This is a genomic window from Actinomadura sp. BRA 177 (genome assembly GCF_013372625.1).
In the GTDB taxonomy this organism is placed as follows: Bacteria; Actinomycetota; Actinomycetes; order Streptosporangiales; family Streptosporangiaceae; genus Spirillospora.
The window spans coordinates 1-16,266 of sequence record NZ_JABXFD010000102.1 but is presented as its reverse complement, the minus strand read 5'-3'; the positions used below and the strand labels follow the sequence as shown (position 1 = coordinate 16,266).

Annotated in this window: 18 protein-coding genes, 1 tRNA gene and 1 pseudogene; 9 read left to right on the top strand and 11 right to left on the bottom strand. The window is 71.9% G+C overall.

What is annotated here, in order from left to right; translation table 11 throughout:
* Positions 1 to 197 precede the first annotated feature (197 nt).
* Complete coding sequence (locus tag HUX53_RS02525; protein WP_176401557.1) at positions 198 to 425, top strand: DUF4287 domain-containing protein; 228 nt, start codon at positions 198 to 200, stop codon at positions 423 to 425.
* 150 nt (positions 426 to 575) lie between these two features.
* Here the strand turns inward: HUX53_RS02525 and HUX53_RS02520 are convergent, their stop codons facing one another.
* The 4 genes from HUX53_RS02520 to HUX53_RS02505 all read right to left on the bottom strand — a co-directional run bounded on the left by HUX53_RS02520 (position 576) and on the right by HUX53_RS02505 (position 3,666).
* The gene (locus HUX53_RS02520; protein WP_176401556.1) at positions 576 to 1,394 is read right to left on the bottom strand and encodes a Bax inhibitor-1/YccA family protein; all 819 of its coding nucleotides are present in this window, start codon (positions 1,392 to 1,394) and stop codon (positions 576 to 578) included.
* A gap of 278 nt (positions 1,395 to 1,672) precedes the next feature.
* Positions 1,673 to 1,745, bottom strand: a tRNA-Leu gene (locus tag HUX53_RS02515).
* Positions 1,746 to 1,901: 156 nt separating this feature from the next.
* Positions 1,902 to 3,308 (bottom strand): NAD(P)/FAD-dependent oxidoreductase, encoded by a 1,407-nt coding sequence (locus tag HUX53_RS02510; RefSeq protein ID WP_176401555.1) that lies wholly within the window; start codon positions 3,306 to 3,308, stop codon positions 1,902 to 1,904.
* Between the two features lie 196 nt (positions 3,309 to 3,504).
* On the bottom strand, positions 3,505 to 3,666 hold the full coding sequence (locus HUX53_RS02505) for a hypothetical protein (protein ID WP_176401554.1): 162 nt from the start codon (positions 3,664 to 3,666) through the stop codon (positions 3,505 to 3,507).
* 97 nt (positions 3,667 to 3,763) lie between these two features.
* On the opposite strand from HUX53_RS02505, the gene HUX53_RS02500 reads away from it, so the two are divergent.
* Positions 3,764 to 4,165 carry a DUF4232 domain-containing protein gene (locus HUX53_RS02500; RefSeq protein ID WP_176401553.1) on the top strand — a complete coding sequence of 134 codons (402 nt, stop codon included), beginning with the start codon at positions 3,764 to 3,766 and terminating at the stop codon, positions 4,163 to 4,165.
* Between the two features lie 30 nt (positions 4,166 to 4,195).
* On the opposite strand, the gene HUX53_RS02495 is transcribed toward HUX53_RS02500, so the two are convergent.
* Positions 4,196 to 5,017, bottom strand: coding sequence for a uracil-DNA glycosylase (locus tag HUX53_RS02495; protein ID WP_176401552.1), 822 nt, complete (start codon positions 5,015 to 5,017; stop codon positions 4,196 to 4,198).
* Between the two features lie 151 nt (positions 5,018 to 5,168).
* On the opposite strand from HUX53_RS02495, the gene HUX53_RS02490 reads away from it, so the two are divergent.
* Entirely contained in the window at positions 5,169 to 5,939 is a 771-nt protein-coding gene (locus HUX53_RS02490) for a DUF2510 domain-containing protein (protein ID WP_176401551.1), read from the top strand.
* A gap of 4 nt (positions 5,940 to 5,943) precedes the next feature.
* On the opposite strand, the gene HUX53_RS02485 is transcribed toward HUX53_RS02490, so the two are convergent.
* The 4 genes from HUX53_RS02485 to eno form a co-directional block, all read right to left on the bottom strand.
* Complete coding sequence (locus tag HUX53_RS02485) at positions 5,944 to 6,891, bottom strand: Ppx/GppA phosphatase family protein (RefSeq protein WP_309237011.1); 948 nt, start codon at positions 6,889 to 6,891, stop codon at positions 5,944 to 5,946.
* On the bottom strand, positions 6,888 to 7,409 hold the full coding sequence (locus HUX53_RS02480) for a DUF501 domain-containing protein (RefSeq protein WP_176401549.1): 522 nt from the start codon (positions 7,407 to 7,409) through the stop codon (positions 6,888 to 6,890). The genes HUX53_RS02485 and HUX53_RS02480 overlap by 4 nt, the downstream gene beginning before the upstream one ends.
* A gap of 30 nt (positions 7,410 to 7,439) precedes the next feature.
* Complete coding sequence (locus HUX53_RS02475) at positions 7,440 to 7,883, bottom strand: septum formation initiator family protein (protein ID WP_176401548.1); 444 nt, start codon at positions 7,881 to 7,883, stop codon at positions 7,440 to 7,442.
* A 76-nt stretch (positions 7,884 to 7,959) separates the two neighbouring features.
* Positions 7,960 to 9,243 (bottom strand): phosphopyruvate hydratase, encoded by a 1,284-nt coding sequence (eno, locus tag HUX53_RS02470; RefSeq protein WP_176401547.1) that lies wholly within the window; start codon positions 9,241 to 9,243, stop codon positions 7,960 to 7,962.
* A gap of 200 nt (positions 9,244 to 9,443) precedes the next feature.
* Here eno and HUX53_RS02465 point away from each other — a divergent pair, with 200 nt between their 5' ends.
* From HUX53_RS02465 to HUX53_RS02450, 4 genes and pseudogenes are all read left to right on the top strand, one after another.
* Positions 9,444 to 10,487 (top strand): ABC transporter substrate-binding protein, encoded by a 1,044-nt coding sequence (locus HUX53_RS02465; RefSeq protein ID WP_176401546.1) that lies wholly within the window; start codon positions 9,444 to 9,446, stop codon positions 10,485 to 10,487.
* A pseudogene (locus HUX53_RS02460) lies at positions 10,484 to 11,252 on the top strand (ABC transporter ATP-binding protein). Before HUX53_RS02465 ends, HUX53_RS02460 begins: the two are co-directional and overlap by 4 nt.
* Positions 11,242 to 12,114: an ABC transporter permease gene (locus HUX53_RS02455; RefSeq protein WP_176401545.1), complete on the top strand. Its 873-nt coding sequence runs from the start codon at positions 11,242 to 11,244 to the stop codon at positions 12,112 to 12,114. Before HUX53_RS02460 ends, HUX53_RS02455 begins: the two are co-directional and overlap by 11 nt.
* 179 nt (positions 12,115 to 12,293) lie before the next feature.
* Complete coding sequence (locus HUX53_RS02450) at positions 12,294 to 13,628, top strand: ATP-binding protein (RefSeq protein WP_309237013.1); 1,335 nt, start codon at positions 12,294 to 12,296, stop codon at positions 13,626 to 13,628.
* Here the strand turns inward: HUX53_RS02450 and HUX53_RS02445 are convergent.
* Positions 13,606 to 13,962: a M48 family metallopeptidase gene (locus tag HUX53_RS02445; RefSeq protein ID WP_176401544.1), complete on the bottom strand. Its 357-nt coding sequence runs from the start codon at positions 13,960 to 13,962 to the stop codon at positions 13,606 to 13,608. The two genes, HUX53_RS02450 and HUX53_RS02445, sit on opposite strands and share 23 nt — an antisense overlap.
* A 136-nt stretch (positions 13,963 to 14,098) precedes the next feature.
* Between HUX53_RS02445 and HUX53_RS02440 the strand changes: the two genes are divergently transcribed.
* Positions 14,099 to 14,452 carry a hypothetical protein gene (locus HUX53_RS02440; RefSeq protein WP_176401543.1) on the top strand — a complete coding sequence of 118 codons (354 nt, stop codon included), beginning with the start codon at positions 14,099 to 14,101 and terminating at the stop codon, positions 14,450 to 14,452.
* Positions 14,374 to 15,798, top strand: a complete 1,425-nt coding sequence (locus HUX53_RS02435) for a caspase family protein (protein WP_255204850.1) — start codon at positions 14,374 to 14,376, stop codon at positions 15,796 to 15,798. Before HUX53_RS02440 ends, HUX53_RS02435 begins: the two co-directional genes overlap by 79 nt.
* Here the strand turns inward: HUX53_RS02435 and HUX53_RS02430 are convergent.
* Positions 15,795 to 16,016 (bottom strand): hypothetical protein, encoded by a 222-nt coding sequence (locus HUX53_RS02430; protein ID WP_176401541.1) that lies wholly within the window; start codon positions 16,014 to 16,016, stop codon positions 15,795 to 15,797. The genes HUX53_RS02435 and HUX53_RS02430 overlap by 4 nt on opposite strands.
* Between the last annotated feature and the right edge of the window lie 250 nt (positions 16,017 to 16,266).

Genomic DNA, 16,266 nt, shown 5'->3' with positions numbered 1-16,266 from the left:
TCGCAGTGAAATTCGCGCGGTGGCCCGCGCGGAGGGCCCGTCCGGGCCGACCGCCGGGCCACCTGCGCGTTTCCGGGGAATATCCCCGTTACAAATGATCTACGTTACGCAAAAGATAGGTCCCCGTTAGGGGCTTGTCACATGCGCGGAGGTGTTGCAGAGTCAGCAGGAAGAGCCCCGCGACCTGGAGGTGCCAATTGTCACTGAACCACTCGCCGGAGACGCACAGCAAGCTGATCGCCCGCATTCCGCAAGTCACAGGACGTGACATCCCCGAGTGGTTCACCGCCATCGAGAACGGCCCCTCGTTCACCCGCTGCGAGGAACGCAGCACCTGGCTGGCCGAGGAGCACAACCTCTCGCACGGCTACGCCACGGCCCTGGTGCGCGAGCACGAGCGCACCCGCCGTCTGCGCCACTACTGAAGCGGCGCCCCAGAACTCCATACGGACCCGGTGGGATCCCGCCAGCGGATGCCCCCGCCGTCGTGCCGCTGTGTCGCCACGACTCTGGCGCAGAGATCCCACGCGGATCAGCCCCGCACCCCCAGGGCGCGGGGCTGATCACTGTCGCGGCTAGTCGCGTCCGCTGAAGTAGCTGAGCAGCCGGAGGATCTCCAGGTAGATCCACACGAGGCTCAGCACCAGCCCGAACGCGCAGTACCAGGCGAACTTCTCCGGCGCCCCGTGCCGGACGCCCTGCTCGACGGCGTCGAAGTCCAGCAGCAGGAAGAAGCAGCCGACGAGGATCGCGACGACGCTGAAGATGTAGGCGAGCGGGCTGCCGGGGTCGCGGATGCCGATGCCCTGGTCGCCGCCGAACAGGTGCACCAGCATGTTGATGAGCATCAGCCCGATGAGCGCGGCACCTGCGGCGATGACGAACTTGGCGAACTTCGGCGTGACCCGCACGATGCGCAGCGCGTAGACGGCGAGGGTGGCGCCGAACGCCAGCGCGGTGCCGACCACGGCCTGGAAGACCACGCCGTGGTACAGGTCGTTGTAGGCGTGGCTGATGATGCCGACGACGATCCCGTAGACGGCCGCGAACGCCAGCACCAGGGGCGCGTTCGCCTTGCGGCCGAACGTGATGAACGCCCAGATCCCGATCTCGGCGATGAGCGCGACGATCAGCACGGGCGCGGCCATCTCGACGGGCACCAGCACCCACGAGAGCGCCGCCGTGAGCACCAGCACGGCGAGCGTCATGAACCCGCGGACGACGACGTCGTCCATGGTCATCGGCCGGGTGGCCGGCGGCGCGTACCCGGGGGCGGGCGCCCCGTAGCCCGCAGCACCATACGGCTGCGTTCCGTAACCGGGTGCGCCGTAGGCCGCACCTCCGGCCCGCTGGTCGAAGGCGTTCCCCCGGAACGCGGGGTTTCTACTCTCCATCAGAGACTCCACTTTCGGCCGACGTGGCCCTCCAGTGTAAACGCGAAACCCCCGCATGATCAGCCCAGATCCACCTGGCAACCAGCGAGATGAGGGAAGGGCCTGTGCCCGCGTCCCCGCGGAGGCTTCGCCCCCCGCGGGGACGCGTTGCACGTACCCGCTCAGCGCAACCCCGCGCAGGCGAGGGCGAAGCCCTCGCATCGGGGGTTCCAGGGGGTCGCCCCCCTGGGCTAACACTGAAGCGACCGCGAAGGCGATCGAAGATCGACGAGTACGCGTGCCCCTGGTCGGACTCGAACCGACACAATGGCTCTTTTAGGGAGCCTGCCTCTGCCATTGGGCTACAGGGGCGGCGTCATCATATCGAGTCAGGGGCGGGCGGCGGCGCGTCCTTTCCCGGGGGTGCGGGACTCGGCCGGGTCCGGCCAGTTCCACAGGCCCAGTCAAGACGGGTCGAAGGCCCGCGGCGCGGGCCTTCGGCGCCCGGCCCCGGCCCGGCGGACGGGGTCAGGCGGTCACGTTCTCCCTGCTCCGTCCGGCGGCGAGTTCGAATTCCTGGCGCGGCCGTTCCAGTTCGGCCAGGGAGATGATTTCGCGTTGGAAGAAGAACGCGAGCGTCCAGTCCATGGTGATGCGGAACTTGCGGTTGAGGGTGGGCATCCGCGACAGGTGGTAGGTGCGGTGCATGAACCATGCGGGGAGCCCGCGCAACTGGATCCCGTAGGCGTTGGCGACGCCTTTGTGCAGGCCGAGGCTGGCGACGGAGCCGACGTAGGCGTGCTCGTACGGTTTCCTGGGCTTGCCGTGCAGGTCGGCCACGATGTTGTCGGCGAGGCGGCGGGCCTGCCGGACGGCGTGCTGGGCGTTGGGCGCGGTGAATTCGCCCTTTCCGCTGAGGTCGGGGACGGCGGCGTTGTCACCGGCGGTGTACACGCCCTGGAGTCCTTCGACGGTCAGGTCGGCGGTGGCCTTGAGGCGCCCCTTGTCGTCGAGCGGCAGGTCGCTCTCCTTGAGGAGGGGGTGCGGTTTCACGCCGGCGGTCCAGACGAGGGTGCCGGCGTCGAACTCTTCGCCGTCGCTGAGCACGATGTGCCGCTTCTCCGCGGATTTCAGCAGCGTCTTCAGCTTGACCTCGATGCCGCGGCGGCGCAGGGCGTCGGCGGTCCAGCGGCCCATCTCGGGGCCCACTTCGGGCAGGATCCGGTCGGTCGCCTCGACCATCATCCAGCGCATTTCGCTCTCGTCGATGGTGGGGAACCATTTGCAGGCGTCCCGCGCCATGTCCTCCAGTTCGCCGATGGCTTCGATCCCGGCGAATCCGGCTCCGACGAACACGAACGTCAGCGCCCGCTTCCTGACCTGTTCGTCGCCGGGGTTGGACGCGGCGATGTCGAGCTGGTGCAGGACGTGGTTGCGGAGGAAGATCGCCTCTTCGATGGTCTTGAAGCCGATCCCGCATTCGGCGAGCCCGGGAATGGGCAGCGTCTTGGAGATCGAGCCCGCCGCGACGACGAGCACGTCGTAGTCGATGTCGCGTTCGGCGACGCCGTCGGTGCGGGTTCCGGCCGGGCAGATGGTGACCTTCTTGGACGCGTGGTCGATCCGCGTCGCGTATCCGTTCACGATCCGGCAGCGTCCCAGCACCTTGCGCAGCGGCGCGACGACGTGCCGGGGCTCCAGGTTTCCCGCGGCCGCCTCGGGAAGGAATGGTTGATAGGTCATGTAGGACTGGGGATCGATGACGGTGATGCCGACCTCGCCGCGGCGCAGCTCCCGGCGGAGCTTCTTCTGCAGGCGCAGGGCCGTGTACATGCCGACGTATCCGCCGCCGACGACAACGATCTGCTTCGCGGACCCCCCGCCGTGCCCCGAGGCGGTCCGGGGACCGCTCGTCCGAACTGTTGTAGATGGCATGTCGGAGGCGATACCCGCATGCCCCGGTTGCGAACTTCATGGCCTGATCCGGCATCTCACGGGATGTACCACCAGAAAGAAGACGGTGGGGCCAGGGCCGGACGGGGGCGCCAAGCGGCCGCGGGCGGTGGACCGGGTCAGGGGCCGGTCACCACGGTCCCGGCCGCTTGGCCAAGGCCCTGCCCCGCCGTCGCTCTCATTCACCGGGGGTCACCATGCAACGACTCATCTGGGGGACGATCGCCACCGCCGCCATCACCACCGCGCTCGCCGGATGCGGATCCAGCTCCAACGTGGGCAACGCATCGTCCAGCGGCAGCACGGCGCCGACGCCGACGAGTACGTCCAGCACGTCCACCGCCCCTAGCCCAGGGGGTGGAACACCGGGAAGCGGCGGCGGGACGGCCGGCGCGAACGGTTCCAACGCGGGTGGACGCCCGCACTGCACCAGCGGGATGCTCAACGCCCGCCTCACCGACCTCGGCGCCGCGGCCGGCAACCGCTACGCGACGCTCGTCCTGACGAACAAGTCCGGCAAGCACTGCACGACCGGCGGCTGGTCGGGGCTGCAACTGGCCGGCGCGGACGGGACGATCGCGACGAAGGTCATCCGCGAGGGCACCGCGCACACGATCACGATCTACAACGGCGGCCACGCCTATGAGCGGCTGCACTGGGCGGTCGTCCCCGCCGGGGACGAGACGGACGGCACCAACTGCGAGCCCGAGCCGACCACGCTCAAGGTGATCCCGCCGAACAACACCGAGCAAATCGCCGCGACCTGGACCTACGGGCCGGTCTGCCAGCACGGCCAGATCCGCCTCACCCCCGTCACGACGAACCCGGAGCCCCGCTAGCCGGCCCGGCCGGCGTTTGCGGGCAGCGCGCTAGCGGTAGTCGCGGGCGCGGGCCAGGACCGTGTCCAGCATCTCCTCGGTGACCCGGCCGGTGAAGGTGTTCTGCTGGCTCGGGTGGTAGCAGCCCAGCAGCAGGACAGGGTCGCGCCGGGCCGCCGAGGGGGGCGGCACCAGTTCCGCCTCCGCGCCGTGGCCGAACTTCGGCCGCGGCCGGGGCACCTCGTATCCGGCCTGCTTGAGCGCCGGCCACACGCCCTGCCAGGCGAACCCGCCGAGGCACACGACGCAGCGGACGCTCGGCGCGACCATTTCGACCTCGCGTGCCAGCCACGGCAGGCACGTCGTGCGCTCCAGTGGCGTCGGCTTGTTGTCGGGCGGCGCGCAGCGGACGGTCGCCGCCATCCGCGCGCCGATGAGCCGCTGCCCGTCGCCCGCATGGACGCTGGTCGGCTGCGACGCCAGCCCCACCCGGTACAGGGACGCGAACAGCCAGTCGCCCGACCGGTCGCCGGTGAAGATGCGCCCGGTGCGGTTGCCGCCGTGCGCGGCCGGGGCCAGCCCGACGATCAGGATGCGCGGCTCCGGGTCGCCCCAGCCGGCGATGGGACGGCCCCAGTACTCCTCGTCCGCGAAGGCGCGGCGCCGCTGCACCGCGACCTTCTCCCGCCACGCCACGAGCCGATCGCAGGCGCGGCACACCGACTGGCGGGCGCACAGCTCGTCCAGGCCGGGCGCCTTCGCGGCCAGCTCGACGACCTCGCCGGTGCCGTGGGCGACGGGGGTGTCGGGTGTCGCGGGGTCCTCCGGCCACCCGGACCCGGGCGGCACGAAGGGGGCGTTGGCGGTCGGCATACCATCGATCGTCCCACGCCGTGCCAGCTCGCACGGCGGTGGCCGGGTTCCGCCCATGACGGGTGCGGAGCGTGCCCGATCGGTACGATGCGTTCGCCGGTCGGGGAGGACGGATGTCCGGCGCCGCCATCGTGCGAAGCGGGAGGCAGGAGTGTCGCAACCGGGCTGGTACCCCGATCCGTACGGCACCGGGAGCCTGCGCTGGTGGGACGGGCGGAACTGGACCGAGCGCCTCAACCCCGAACCGGACCGGCCGCCCCGGCTGCCGCCGCGGCAGCAGCAGCGCCGCGAGCCCGCCCGGGAGGAGCCCGCGACCACCTACGCCGCGCCGCACGCGCAGCCGACCTGGGACCGCGCCCCGTCCGTCCCGGCACTGGACGTGACCGTGCGCGGCATGCACCTGTACGCAGACGACACGGTCATCGCCTACGGGAACGGGTCGCTCACCTGGCCGCGGGTGGAGTGGGTGGCGTACTGGGCGGCGGAGCGCCCGGCCGGTTCCGGCCACGCCGGCACGCAGTGGATCTTCCAGGCGGGCCGGTTCCCGTTCCGCGGCGGCCCGCGCGTCGAGGTGGTGATCGAGCCGGACGCCGTGCCGGGCCGGGACGCCGAGCCCGAGACCGTCTGGGGGCGGCTGATCCAGCTCTGCCAGGAGCACGCCGAGCAGCGGCTGGTTGCGGAGCTGGCGCAGCGCGTCCGGGCCGGCGAGTCGGTCGACGTCGCCTACGGCCTCACCGTCCATCCGGGCGGCGTGCGCGGCAACCGGGTGTCGCTGAGCTGGTCGTCGATCTCCGGCGCGACCGTCGACCGGGGCCGGGTGTGGATCCAGCAGGCCAGCAGCAGCTCGCCGATCCTCTACGTCCCGCAGCAGAATCCGAACGCGGTGCTGATCCCGGCGCTGCTGGCGCGGCTCAAGGGCTGAGGGGTCAGAGCAGCGACCAGGCGATGCCGTCCAGGATGTCGTGCTCGCTGACGACGACGGCGCCGAACCCGTACTCGCGCATGATCCGGTCCAGGATCAGCGCGCCCGCGCCGATCACGTCGACGCGGCCCGGGTGCATGACGCCGATCCCGGCGCGCTCGGCGCGGGTGGCGTGCAGCAGCCGGCGCGTCACGTCGTGCACCTGGGTGGCGGTGATCCGCGACAGGTGGATGCGGGACGGGTCGTACTCCGGCAGGTCGAGCGCGATCCCGGCGACCGTGGTGACCGAGCCGGCGAGGCCGACGAGCGTGCGCGCCTCGTCCACCGGGACCCGTTCCCGGACGGTGGCGAGCGCGGCGTCGATGTCGGCGGCGGCGTTCGAGATCTGCTGCGGCGACGGCGGGTCGTCCTTGAGGTGCCGCTCGGTCATCCGCACGCAGCCGATGTCGATCGAGCGGGCCGCGTCGGCCGCGGAGCTGCCGAGGACGAACTCGGTGGAGCCGCCGCCGATGTCGACCACCAGGTAGGGGCGGGCGGGGCGCAGCTCGGCGAGTTCGCGGGTGGCGCCCATGAACGACAGCTCGGCCTCCTCGTCCCCGCTGATCACCTCGGGGACGACGCCGAAGATGTCGACGACGCCGCGGACGAAGTCATTCCGGTTGGCGGCGTCGCGGGTGGCGCTGGTCGCCACCACCCGGGTCTTGATCGGGCCGTGCCCGGCGCCGCTGCCGTGCCGCTCGATCAGCTCGGCGTAGCCGCGCATCGCGGTGAACGTGCGCTCCAGTGCGGCGGGCGCGAGCCGGCCGGTCTCGTCGACGCCCTCGCCGAGCCGGACGATCTCCATCCGGCGCTCGACGTCGGTCAGCCGGCCGCCGCCCGCGCCGGGCTCGATGTCGGCGATCAGCAGGCGGACCGAGTTCGTCCCGCAGTCGATGGCCGCGACCCGTGTCACTCGTCCTCCCCCGGTTCGGGCTCGGCGCGCACGCAGGGCCCGGATCGCCACCATTCGGGCAGCGCTTCCAGCGCCTCCCGGCCGAACGGGTTCACGCCGGGCACCGCCATCTCGTGCGCGATGAGGGCGTGCAGGCATTTCACGCGCTCGGGCATGCCCCCCGCGCTCTGCATGCCGGCCGGCAGCGGTTCGACGCCCTCGTCGCGGGCGGCCTCGTCGCGGCGGCGCAGGTAGTCCTCGTGTGCGGCGGCGTACTTCTCTCGCAGGGACGGATCGTCGGCGAGCCTGGCCTGCATGTCCCGCATGATGCCGCTGCCCTCCAGGGTTCCGATGGCCGAGGCGGCCTTCGGGCACGTCAAGTAGAACAGCGTCGGGAACGGGGTGCCGTCCGGCAGCCGCGGCGCGGTCTCGATCACCGCGGGCCGCCCGCACGGGCAGCGGCTCGCCACCGCGCGGACCCCGCGCGGCTCCCGCCCCAGCTGGGCCGCGACCGCGGCCGTGTCACCTGCTTCGATCATCTGTCCCCACCCGCGAATCAGCCCCGCGAATCAGCGCGGCCGGTCGGCGGCCTCCACCGATCGCCACAGCGTCTCGTACCAGGGCGGCCTGCTCGGTGGCCCGCCCCGCTGCGCCTCCCGGCCCTCTCCCCCGCTGCCGTCCAGCACGACGTAGCACTTTACGTCAGGACGGCAGTAGTGCAGCCGTCGCGTGGCCTCACGCTCAATGTACGACTTATCACCCAATTGTTGCTTACGTTGGACGAGTTCCTCGACCTGCCGGCGGGCCAGCGCCTCCTTGTGCCGCAGATCGGCGATCTCCTTGCGCTGGGCGATGTACTCGCGGACGGGGTAGGCGAGGCTCAGCGCGATCGCGCACACCACGACCGCGAGGATGGCGGCGCGGCTGGTCAGCGCCGGATTGCCGCGACGGCCCCCGGCCCCGGGCTCATCGTCGTCGCTCTCGTCGGCCGTGCGGTCGTCATCCTGCGCCATGGCGTCCCCTGCCTCCGGCTCGGCCGCCCGGGACCCGGCGGGACGCACGCTCGACCGCCGGGTCCCGGGCCCCTGCTCAACCCCGCGCGTCGAAGCGCGGGAACGCGGCGGCGCCGGCGTAGCGCGCGGCGTCGTCCAGCAGCTCCTCGATGCGCAGCAGCTGGTTGTACTTGGCGACGCGGTCGCTGCGGGCCGGGGCGCCGGTCTTGATCTGGCCGCAGTTGGTGGCGACGGCCAGGTCGGCGATCGTGGTGTCCTCGGTCTCGCCGGACCGGTGGCTCATCATGCACTTGAAGCCGCTGGTCTGCGCGAGCGAGACGGCGTCGAGGGTCTCGCTGAGCGTGCCGATCTGGTTGACCTTCACCAGCAGCGCGTTGGCGGCGCCGGACTTGACGCCGCGGGCGAGCCGCTCGGGGTTGGTGACGAACAGGTCGTCGCCGACGATCTGGACGCGGTCGCCGACCGCGGCGGTGAGGCCCTCCCAGCCGGCCCAGTCCTCCTCGTCGAGCGGGTCCTCGATGGAGATGAGCGGGTAGTTGCCGAGCAGCTCGCCGTAGTAGGCGGCCATGTCGTCGGAGGACCGCTTGGTGCCCTCGAACGCGTACTGGCCGTCGGCGTGGAACTCGGACGCGGCGACGTCCATGGCGAGCGCGATGTCGCGGCCGGGGGTGAAGCCGGCCTTGCCGATCGCCTCCACGATCAGGTCGAGCGCGTCACGGTTGGACGGCAGGTCGGGGGCGAAGCCGCCCTCGTCGCCGAGGCCGGTGTTCAGGCCGCGCGACTTCAGCACCGACTTCAGCGCGTGGTAGGTCTCGGCGCCCCAGCGCAGCGCCTCGGCGAAGGTGGCCGCGCCGATCGGCGCGATCATGAACTCCTGGATGTCGACGTTGCTGTCGGCGTGCGCGCCGCCGTTCAGGATGTTCATCATCGGGACGGGCAGCAGGTGCGCGTTCGGCCCGCCCACGTAGCGGAACAGCGGGAGGCCGGCGGAGTCGGCGGCGGCCTTGGCGACCGCGAGGCTGACGCCGAGGATGGCGTTGGCGCCGAGCGCGGACTTGGCCGGGGTGCCGTCCAGGTCGATGAGCAGCTGGTCGATCAGCCGCTGGTCGGACGCCGGGTAGCCGACGAGCTTCTCGTCGATGGTGTCGTTGACGGCCTTGACCGCGTTGCGGACGCCCTTGCCGCCGTAGCGCTCCCCGCCGTCGCGCAGCTCCACGGCCTCGAACTGGCCGGTGGACGCGCCGCTCGGCACGGCGGCGTGCGCCTCGGTCCCATCGGCGAGCAGGACCTCGACCTCGACGGTCGGATTGCCGCGGGAGTCAAGGATCTCCCGGGCGAGTACGGCCTCGATCGACGACACGGGGAACCCCCTGAGGATGCGGATTGTCTGGTGCGGTCACCGAGCCTATCCGCGCGGCCCCCGCCCGGACCAACGGGCTCGCCGGTCCCATATCGGACCAGCCGCGACGAACCCGTGCCGAGCAGGGGACTTGACGCGAGCCTTGCCCACCCTATCTACTATTCAGGTCTATCCGACTTGATTGGTAGGAAAAAGGGACAATGCTTCGTGGACTCTCCGGGCGCATCACCGCGGCGGCGCTGGCCGCCCTGGTCACGGCGGGCGCGCTCGGCGCCTGCGGCGACGACGGCGGCGGGTCCGCGGCGGACGCGCCGCTCAGACTCGGCTTCTTCCCCAACATCACGCACGCCACCGCCCTGGTCGGCGTCGAGAAGGGGATCTTCGCCGAGCATCTCGGCACGGCACCCAAGACGGCGACGTTCAACGCGGGTCCCGCCGCCGTCGAGGCGCTGTTCTCCGGCGCGATCGACGCGACGTTCGTCGGGCCCAACCCGTCCATCAACGCCTGGTCGAAGTCGCACGGCAAGGCGGTGCACATCATCTCCGGCGCGGCCTCCGGCGGCGTCTCGCTCGTGGTGAAGCCGGGGATCAAGGGCGTCCAGGACCTGCGCGGCAAGAAGATCGCGACCCCGCAGCTCGGCAACACGCAGGACGTGGCGCTGCGGTACTGGCTCAAGCAGAACGGCCTGGCCGCGAACAAGGACGGCAGCGGCGACGTGAAGGTAGTCCCGCAGGAGAACGCGCAGACGCTGCAGACGTTCGCGCAGGGCGACATCGACGGCGCCTGGGTCCCCGAGCCGTACGCGTCCCGGCTGATCCTGGAGAGCAAGGGCAAGAAGCTGCTGGACGAGAAGTCGCTGTGGCCCGGCGGCAAGTTCGTCATCACGAACGTGCTGGTCAGCCAGGAGTACGAGAAGAAGCACCCGGACCGGGTGAAGAAGCTGCTCCAGGGCGTCGTCGAGGCGACCGACTACATCAACCGGAACAGGGCGGACGCCCAGAAGGTCACCAACGACGCGCTGACGAAGCTGAGCGGCAAGCCCCTCAAGCAGGACGTGCTGGACGCGGCGTTCAAGGAGATCGACTTCACCACCGACCCCGTCGCCTCCTCGCTGACCGCCGGCGCCGCGCACGCGCAGGAGATCGGCCTGCTGGAGAAGACCGACCTGGACGGCGTCTACCACCTCGCGCCGCTCAACGACGTCCTCAAGGCGGGCGGGAAGGCACAGGTCAGCGACCGATGACGGCGACGGCGGTCCGGCTCGACGCGGTCTCCAAGGCGTTCGGGACGGGCCGGTCGGCGCTCCTCGCGCTCGACCGGGTCTCCCTGGACGTCGCGCCGGGCGAGTTCGTATGCCTGCTCGGCGCGTCCGGCTGCGGGAAGAGCACGCTGCTGAACCTGGTCGCCGACCTCGACGCGCCGAGCGCCGGGACGATCGACACGGCGGGTGCACGGGTCGCGCTCATGTTCCAGGAGCCCGCGCTGTTCCCGTGGCTGACGGTGACGGGCAACCTGGAACTCGCCCTCAAGATGCGCGGCGTGCCGCGCGCGGAGCGGCGCGGGCGGGCGGCGGAGCTGCTCGCGTCGGTGCACCTCGGCGACTTCGCGCGCAGGCGCCCGCACCAGCTGTCCGGCGGCATGCGGCAGCGCGTCCCGCTCGCCCGCGCGCTCGCGCTGACCGACGGCGCGGGCCCGGACCGCACCGTCCTGCTGATGGACGAGCCGTTCGGCGCCCCTCGACGCCATGACCCGCGACCTCCTCCACGACGAGGTCGAACGCATCTGGAGGGACCGCAATCTGACCGTGGTGTTCGTGACGCACAACGTGCGGGAGGCGGTGCGGCTGGGCGACCGTGTCGTGCTGCTGAGCAGCCGTCCCGGCCGGGTCGTGGAGGAGTTCCCCGTCGCGATGGCGCGGCCGCGGCGGATCGACTCGCCGGAGGCCGCGTCGCTGGCGGCGGCCATCACCGACCGGCTGCGCGAGGAGGTCGTCCGGCATGGCGCATGACGTGGTGCGGGAGGGCGGGCGGCTCGATCGTGAGCTGGCCGGCCTGGATGCGCTCGAACTCGGCGGCGGGGTGCGGGTCCGCCTCGGCCGGCGGGCGTGGTCGGCGGTGTGGCCGATGGTCGCGGCCGTGCTGATCGCGCTGGCCGCGTGGCAGCTGGTGGTGTGGAGCGGCTGGAAGGACCCGTGGGTCCTGCCCGGTCCCCGCGACACGCTGCCGGTGTTCTGGGAGCAGATCACCACGGCGCGGTTCTGGGAGTCGGTCGCGCTCACGATGCGCCGCGCCGTCGCCGGGTTCGCGCTGGCCGTCGCCGCCGGGGTGCTGACCGGCGCGCTGGTGGCGCGGTTCCGGGTGCTGCGCCGCGCGTTCGGGTCGCTGATCACGGGGCTGCAGACGATGCCGTCGATCGCGTGGTTCCCGCTGGCCATCCTGCTGTTCCGGCTGAGCGAGAGCGCGATCCTGTTCGTGGTGATCCTGGGCGCGGCGCCGTCGATCGCCAACGGGCTGATCGCGGGCGTCGACTACACCCCGCCGATCCTGCTGCGCGCCGGACGGGTGATGGGGCTGCGCGGCATCCCGCTGTACCGGCACCTGATCATGCCCGCGTCGCTGCCGGCGTTCGTGGCGGGGCTGAAGCAGGGCTGGGCGTTCGCGTGGCGCAGCCTGATGGCGGGCGAGCTGCTCGTCATCATCGGCGACACGACGTCGCTCGGCGTGCTGCTGTCGCAGGCCGGGGAGCTGAACAACACCGCCGACATGATCTCCTACATGCTGGTGATCCTGGTCGTCGGCATCGTGATCGACCAACTGTTCGGGGTCGCGGACGGGGCCGTGCGGCGGCGCTGGGGCGTCGCCGCGGCATGACCGGGTTTTACCCGTCCGCCACGGTGGCGTTTGCCCCGTTCAGGTAAGGAATCACGGGTACTGGCAGGAACGTACGTACCCGGGAGGTCGCCATACGCGTCCGGCTCCGCCGGCCGTCCAAGGGACTGAGCCACTGGATCTGGCGCGCCGTCCTGCGTCACCCGGAGATCCGGTTGCGGGTGACGCTGACGGCGGCGCTGGTCGCGCTGGTGCTGTGGACCGCGCTGTGCGCGGTGCTGCTGGCGCTGGTCCGGCAGGAGGCGATCAGCGAGACGGTACGGGGTCTCGCCCGGGACGGCCGGCGGGTCGCGACGGCGATCAACACCGGCACGCTGAGCAGGCCGATCCAGGCACCCGACGGCGAGCTGCTGCAGGTCACCGACCTGCAGGACCGCGTACTCGCCGCCTCGCCGCGGATGCTCGGCCGCGCGCCGGTGGCCTTTCCCCCGCCGCCGGTGGACGACGACCGCCGCGACGGCCGGAGCTGCGAGGTCGACGCGCCCGGCGGCGGCTGCTTCCTCCTCGTCGAGTACCAGGTCGGGCTGGGGCCGTCCGCGAAGCTCGTCTACTCGCTGGCGCCGCGGCCGGGCCTGCTGCCGCACCCGCTGACGGCGGCGCTCATCGCGCTCAGCATCCCGTTCATCACCGGCCTCGTCGGCTACGGGACGTGGCTGGCGGCGGGCCGGACGCTGCGGCCGGTCGGCGAGATCCGCCGCGAGCTGGACGAGATCACCGCCACGGACCTGGAGCGCCGGGTGCCGGTGCCGGGCCGGCGCGACGAGGTGGGGATGCTCGCCGAGAGCGTGAACGCGACCCTCGACCGGCTGGAGCGGGCGGTCGCGCGGCAGCGCGGATTCGTCACCGACGTCTCGCACGAGCTGCGCAGCCCGCTCACCGCGCTGCGCATGGAGGTGGAGCTGGCGCTGGCGGCGCCGGAGGACAGCGACGTCCCGGAGATGCTGCGGGCCGTCCTGGAGAACGTCGAGCGGCTCTCGGCGGTGGTGGACGACCTGCTGGCGCTGGCGCGGCTGGAGGCCGACCGGAGCTTCGCGCGCGAGCCGGTGGACCTGACCGAGGTGACGGACGCCGAGGTGCTGCGCCGCCCGCGCCGCACCCAGGTGACCGTCCTGTCGGAGGGGTCGGTGACGGTACACGGGGGCCGCAGCGAGCTGTCCCGGCTGGTGACCAACCTGCTCGACAACGCCGACCGGCACGCGGTGGCCGAGGTCACCGTGATCCTGCGCGCGGAGCCGCCCGCGACCGCCGTCGTCGAGGTGATCGACGACGGCCCGGGCATCGCGCCCGCGGACCGCGAGCGGGTGTTCGAGCGGTTCACCCGGCTGGCCGAGGGCCGGCACCGCGACGCGGGCGGCACCGGCCTCGGCCTCGCGATCTCCCGGGACATCGCCCAGGCGCACGGCGGGTCGCTGGTCCTCACCGACCGCATCGACGGGGAGACCGGCGCCCGCTTCGTCCTCCGACTCCCCCGCGTCAGTGCAGGTCGGCCGCCGTGACGGACACCTCGACGCCCGGCGCGGGCTCGACGCCCATCGCCTTCGCGAGCTTGCGGAAGGCGCCCGCCTCGTCCGCCCGGCCCCGCCGCTCCAGCGTGCGGGCGAGGGCCTCGTGCGCCCAGCCGTTGCCGGGGTCCAGCTCGACGAGCCGGCGGAACGCCGACTCGGCGCGGCCCAGCTGCGCGCTGTGGAAGTAGGCGCGGCCGAGCAGCTCGGCGACGGCCCGGTTGCCGGGGTCGGCCTCGGCGATGGGGGCCAGCAGGCGCGCCGCTCCGGCGTAGTCCCGGGCGTCGAAGAACAGCGTCGCGCGCTCGAACTCGGCGTAGGTGGTCATCCCGCCCTCCCCTCAGTTGCTTGACGCAACCCCCAACCGCGGCCGGACCGGCTTTGTTCCCGCACCGCAAGCGCCGCGGGAACCGTGCCGCGCGACGGTTCGTCTCATCGTCAGGACGCTCGGCCGAGGAGCACGCATGGAACTCGAGTTCACCTTCCCTGAGTCGGCGAATCCCGAGGAGGACGCGCGGTCCCTGCTCGCGTGGCTGCAGGCGGAGGACGATCTGCGCCCGTCCTCCATCGGATGGCAGCGCGCGGACATCGCGCCCGGAACCATGGGCGCCGTCACCGAGGTCCTGGTGATGTCGCTGGGCTCCGGCGGCGCGGGGGCGGTCCTCGCGAGGTCACTGCCGGTCTGGTTCCAGACCCGGCGCTCCGACGTGAAGGTCAAGCTCAAGACGGCGCGCGGCAGTTGCGAGGTCAACGCCAAGAACGTGCCGTCGCCCGAGAGCCTCCTCAAGGAGATCAGATCTCTGCTCGAGACGGAGTAGCCGCGGCCCCCGACCCCGCGCGGTCCCGTGCGCTGCTCGTGGGGTGCGCCGACTACCGCGACGCCGACCGGATCCCGGCGCTGCCCTCCGTCCGGAACAATCTCGGCGACCTGTCCGCCGCGCTCACCGACCCGCGGCTCCTGGGGCTTCCCCCGGACAACTGCGTCGTCGTGGCCGACACGGACGAGCCGACGACAGTCGCCACCACCCTCGCGTGCGTCGCCGAGGCGGCCCTGGACAGCCTCATCCTGTACCTCACGGGGCACGGCATGGTCGCGCAAGACGGCGGGCTCGTCATCGCGACCCGGCACACCGACCCCAGGTGGCCGGAGTTCAGCGGGCTCCGCTACTCGTGGGTCCGGGAGGCGCTCCGCCGCTCACCGGCGCGGCGCACCGTGGTGATCGTGGACTGCTGCTTCAGCGGACGCGCGATCTCGGCGATGGCGGGACCGGACGGGCTGCTCCTCGGCGGCCTCGACGTGGGCGGCGCGTACGTGCTCACCTCCACCACGTCCAACAGCACCGCCCTGGCCCCCGAGGGCGCCCGGCACACCGCCTTCACGGGCAGCCTCCTGCGCGTGCTGAGGCAGGGCATCCCCGGCGCGCCGCCGTTCCTGCGGCTCAGCGACATCTACGAGGCGACCCGCAAGGAGATGCTCCTCTCCGGGAGCCCGCAGCCGACGCAGATGGGCACGAACAACATCGGCGACCTCGCACTCGTCCGCAACGCCGCCCACGCACCCGACGGCGGCCCGCCGGCTCCCGCGCAGACGCCTGCCGCGCCGTCTGCGACCGTGCCCCGGACCCCGCCGGACCAGACGACCCTCATCAGCACCCGCATCTGGATCACCGGGTACGACGGACTCAGCCCGCTGGCCCGGCTCGACGCGAACATCGCATTGATCAACGTCATCGACGCGGCCGCGCGGGGGGCCGGGCTCGACTCCGGATCCTGGCGGCGGCAGCCCCGGCAGGACGGCGAGCTGGTCACCTTTCCTAAGAGCCCCGCCGGTTCCGACGCGCTCCTGCGCATGCTGGCGATCCTCCCGTCGGTCCTGGCCGAGAACGACCGGGACCGTCCCCGCGCGTCGTGGCTCCGCCTGCTGGCGGTCGTGGACGAGTTTCCGGCCACCGGCGGCGGCGCGGACTCGCCCAGCGCCCTCGACTCCGTCCCTGGCATGTGGGGGGCCGGCTCGGCGGAAGTCCGGGTCCAGGTCCTGCTGTCGCATCGCTTCTGGCGAGACGCGCGCGGCGGCGCGGTCGCGACACGGTTCGAAGGAATGCAGGACGTGACGCTGCCGTATCCGGGTTCGCCCGGCGGGTTCGGCCTGTGGGAGTCGGTCTAGTCACGGAGCATCGCGGTCTGCGCCGCGACGAGCCTGGCCCATTCCTCCTGCTCTCCGCCGTGCAGGCGGAAGGCGTTCGCCAACTCGAGTTCCACGCCCTGCTCTAAAGTCACGCTCGGTTCGAAACCGAGGGTTCGCTTGGCGAGTTCGGTGTCCGCCACCAGCCGCCTGGCATAAATGGATATCGGAATCTCGGTGAACACCGGGTCGGGCTCCACCCCCGCCTTCGCGCAGATCAACTGCAACAGCGCCAGAAAGGACGTCTCGACACCCGTTCCGACGTTGAGGAAAGGTGGCGGCGTCCGCGACTCGGCCGCGAGTACGAACGCTCTGGCGACATCGAGGCTAATTCAAAAGCTTGAGCTGGCGGCGTGGGCGGCGGCCCGGCTGGGCGTCGTTAATCCACAGCGTCCACAGATTCATGTGGATTAGATGAGAGGGGTAGACAAAACAACGGCCCGCACTCTT

Bases quoted from the DNA above. Each gene is read 5' to 3' on its own strand.
- HUX53_RS02495 (WP_176401552.1), bottom strand. From the start codon at position 5,017: ATGCCGACCGCCAACGCCCCCTTCGTGCCGCCCGGGTCCGGGTGGCCG.
- HUX53_RS02510 (WP_176401555.1), bottom strand. From the start codon at position 3,308: ATGCCATCTACAACAGTTCGGACGAGCGGTCCCCGGACCGCCTCGGGG.
- HUX53_RS02475 (WP_176401548.1), bottom strand. From the start codon at position 7,883: ATGGCGCAGGATGACGACCGCACGGCCGACGAGAGCGACGACGATGAG.
- HUX53_RS02480 (WP_176401549.1), bottom strand. From the start codon at position 7,409: ATGATCGAAGCAGGTGACACGGCCGCGGTCGCGGCCCAGCTGGGGCGG.
- HUX53_RS02500 (WP_176401553.1), top strand. From the start codon at position 3,764: ATGCTCAACGCCCGCCTCACCGACCTCGGCGCCGCGGCCGGCAACCGC.
- HUX53_RS02440 (WP_176401543.1), top strand. From the start codon at position 14,099: ATGGAACTCGAGTTCACCTTCCCTGAGTCGGCGAATCCCGAGGAGGAC.
- HUX53_RS02465 (WP_176401546.1), top strand. From the start codon at position 9,444: ATGCTTCGTGGACTCTCCGGGCGCATCACCGCGGCGGCGCTGGCCGCC.
- HUX53_RS02445 (WP_176401544.1), bottom strand. From the start codon at position 13,962: ATGACCACCTACGCCGAGTTCGAGCGCGCGACGCTGTTCTTCGACGCC.
- HUX53_RS02520 (WP_176401556.1), bottom strand. From the start codon at position 1,394: ATGGAGAGTAGAAACCCCGCGTTCCGGGGGAACGCCTTCGACCAGCGG.
- HUX53_RS02455 (WP_176401545.1), top strand. From the start codon at position 11,242: ATGGCGCATGACGTGGTGCGGGAGGGCGGGCGGCTCGATCGTGAGCTG.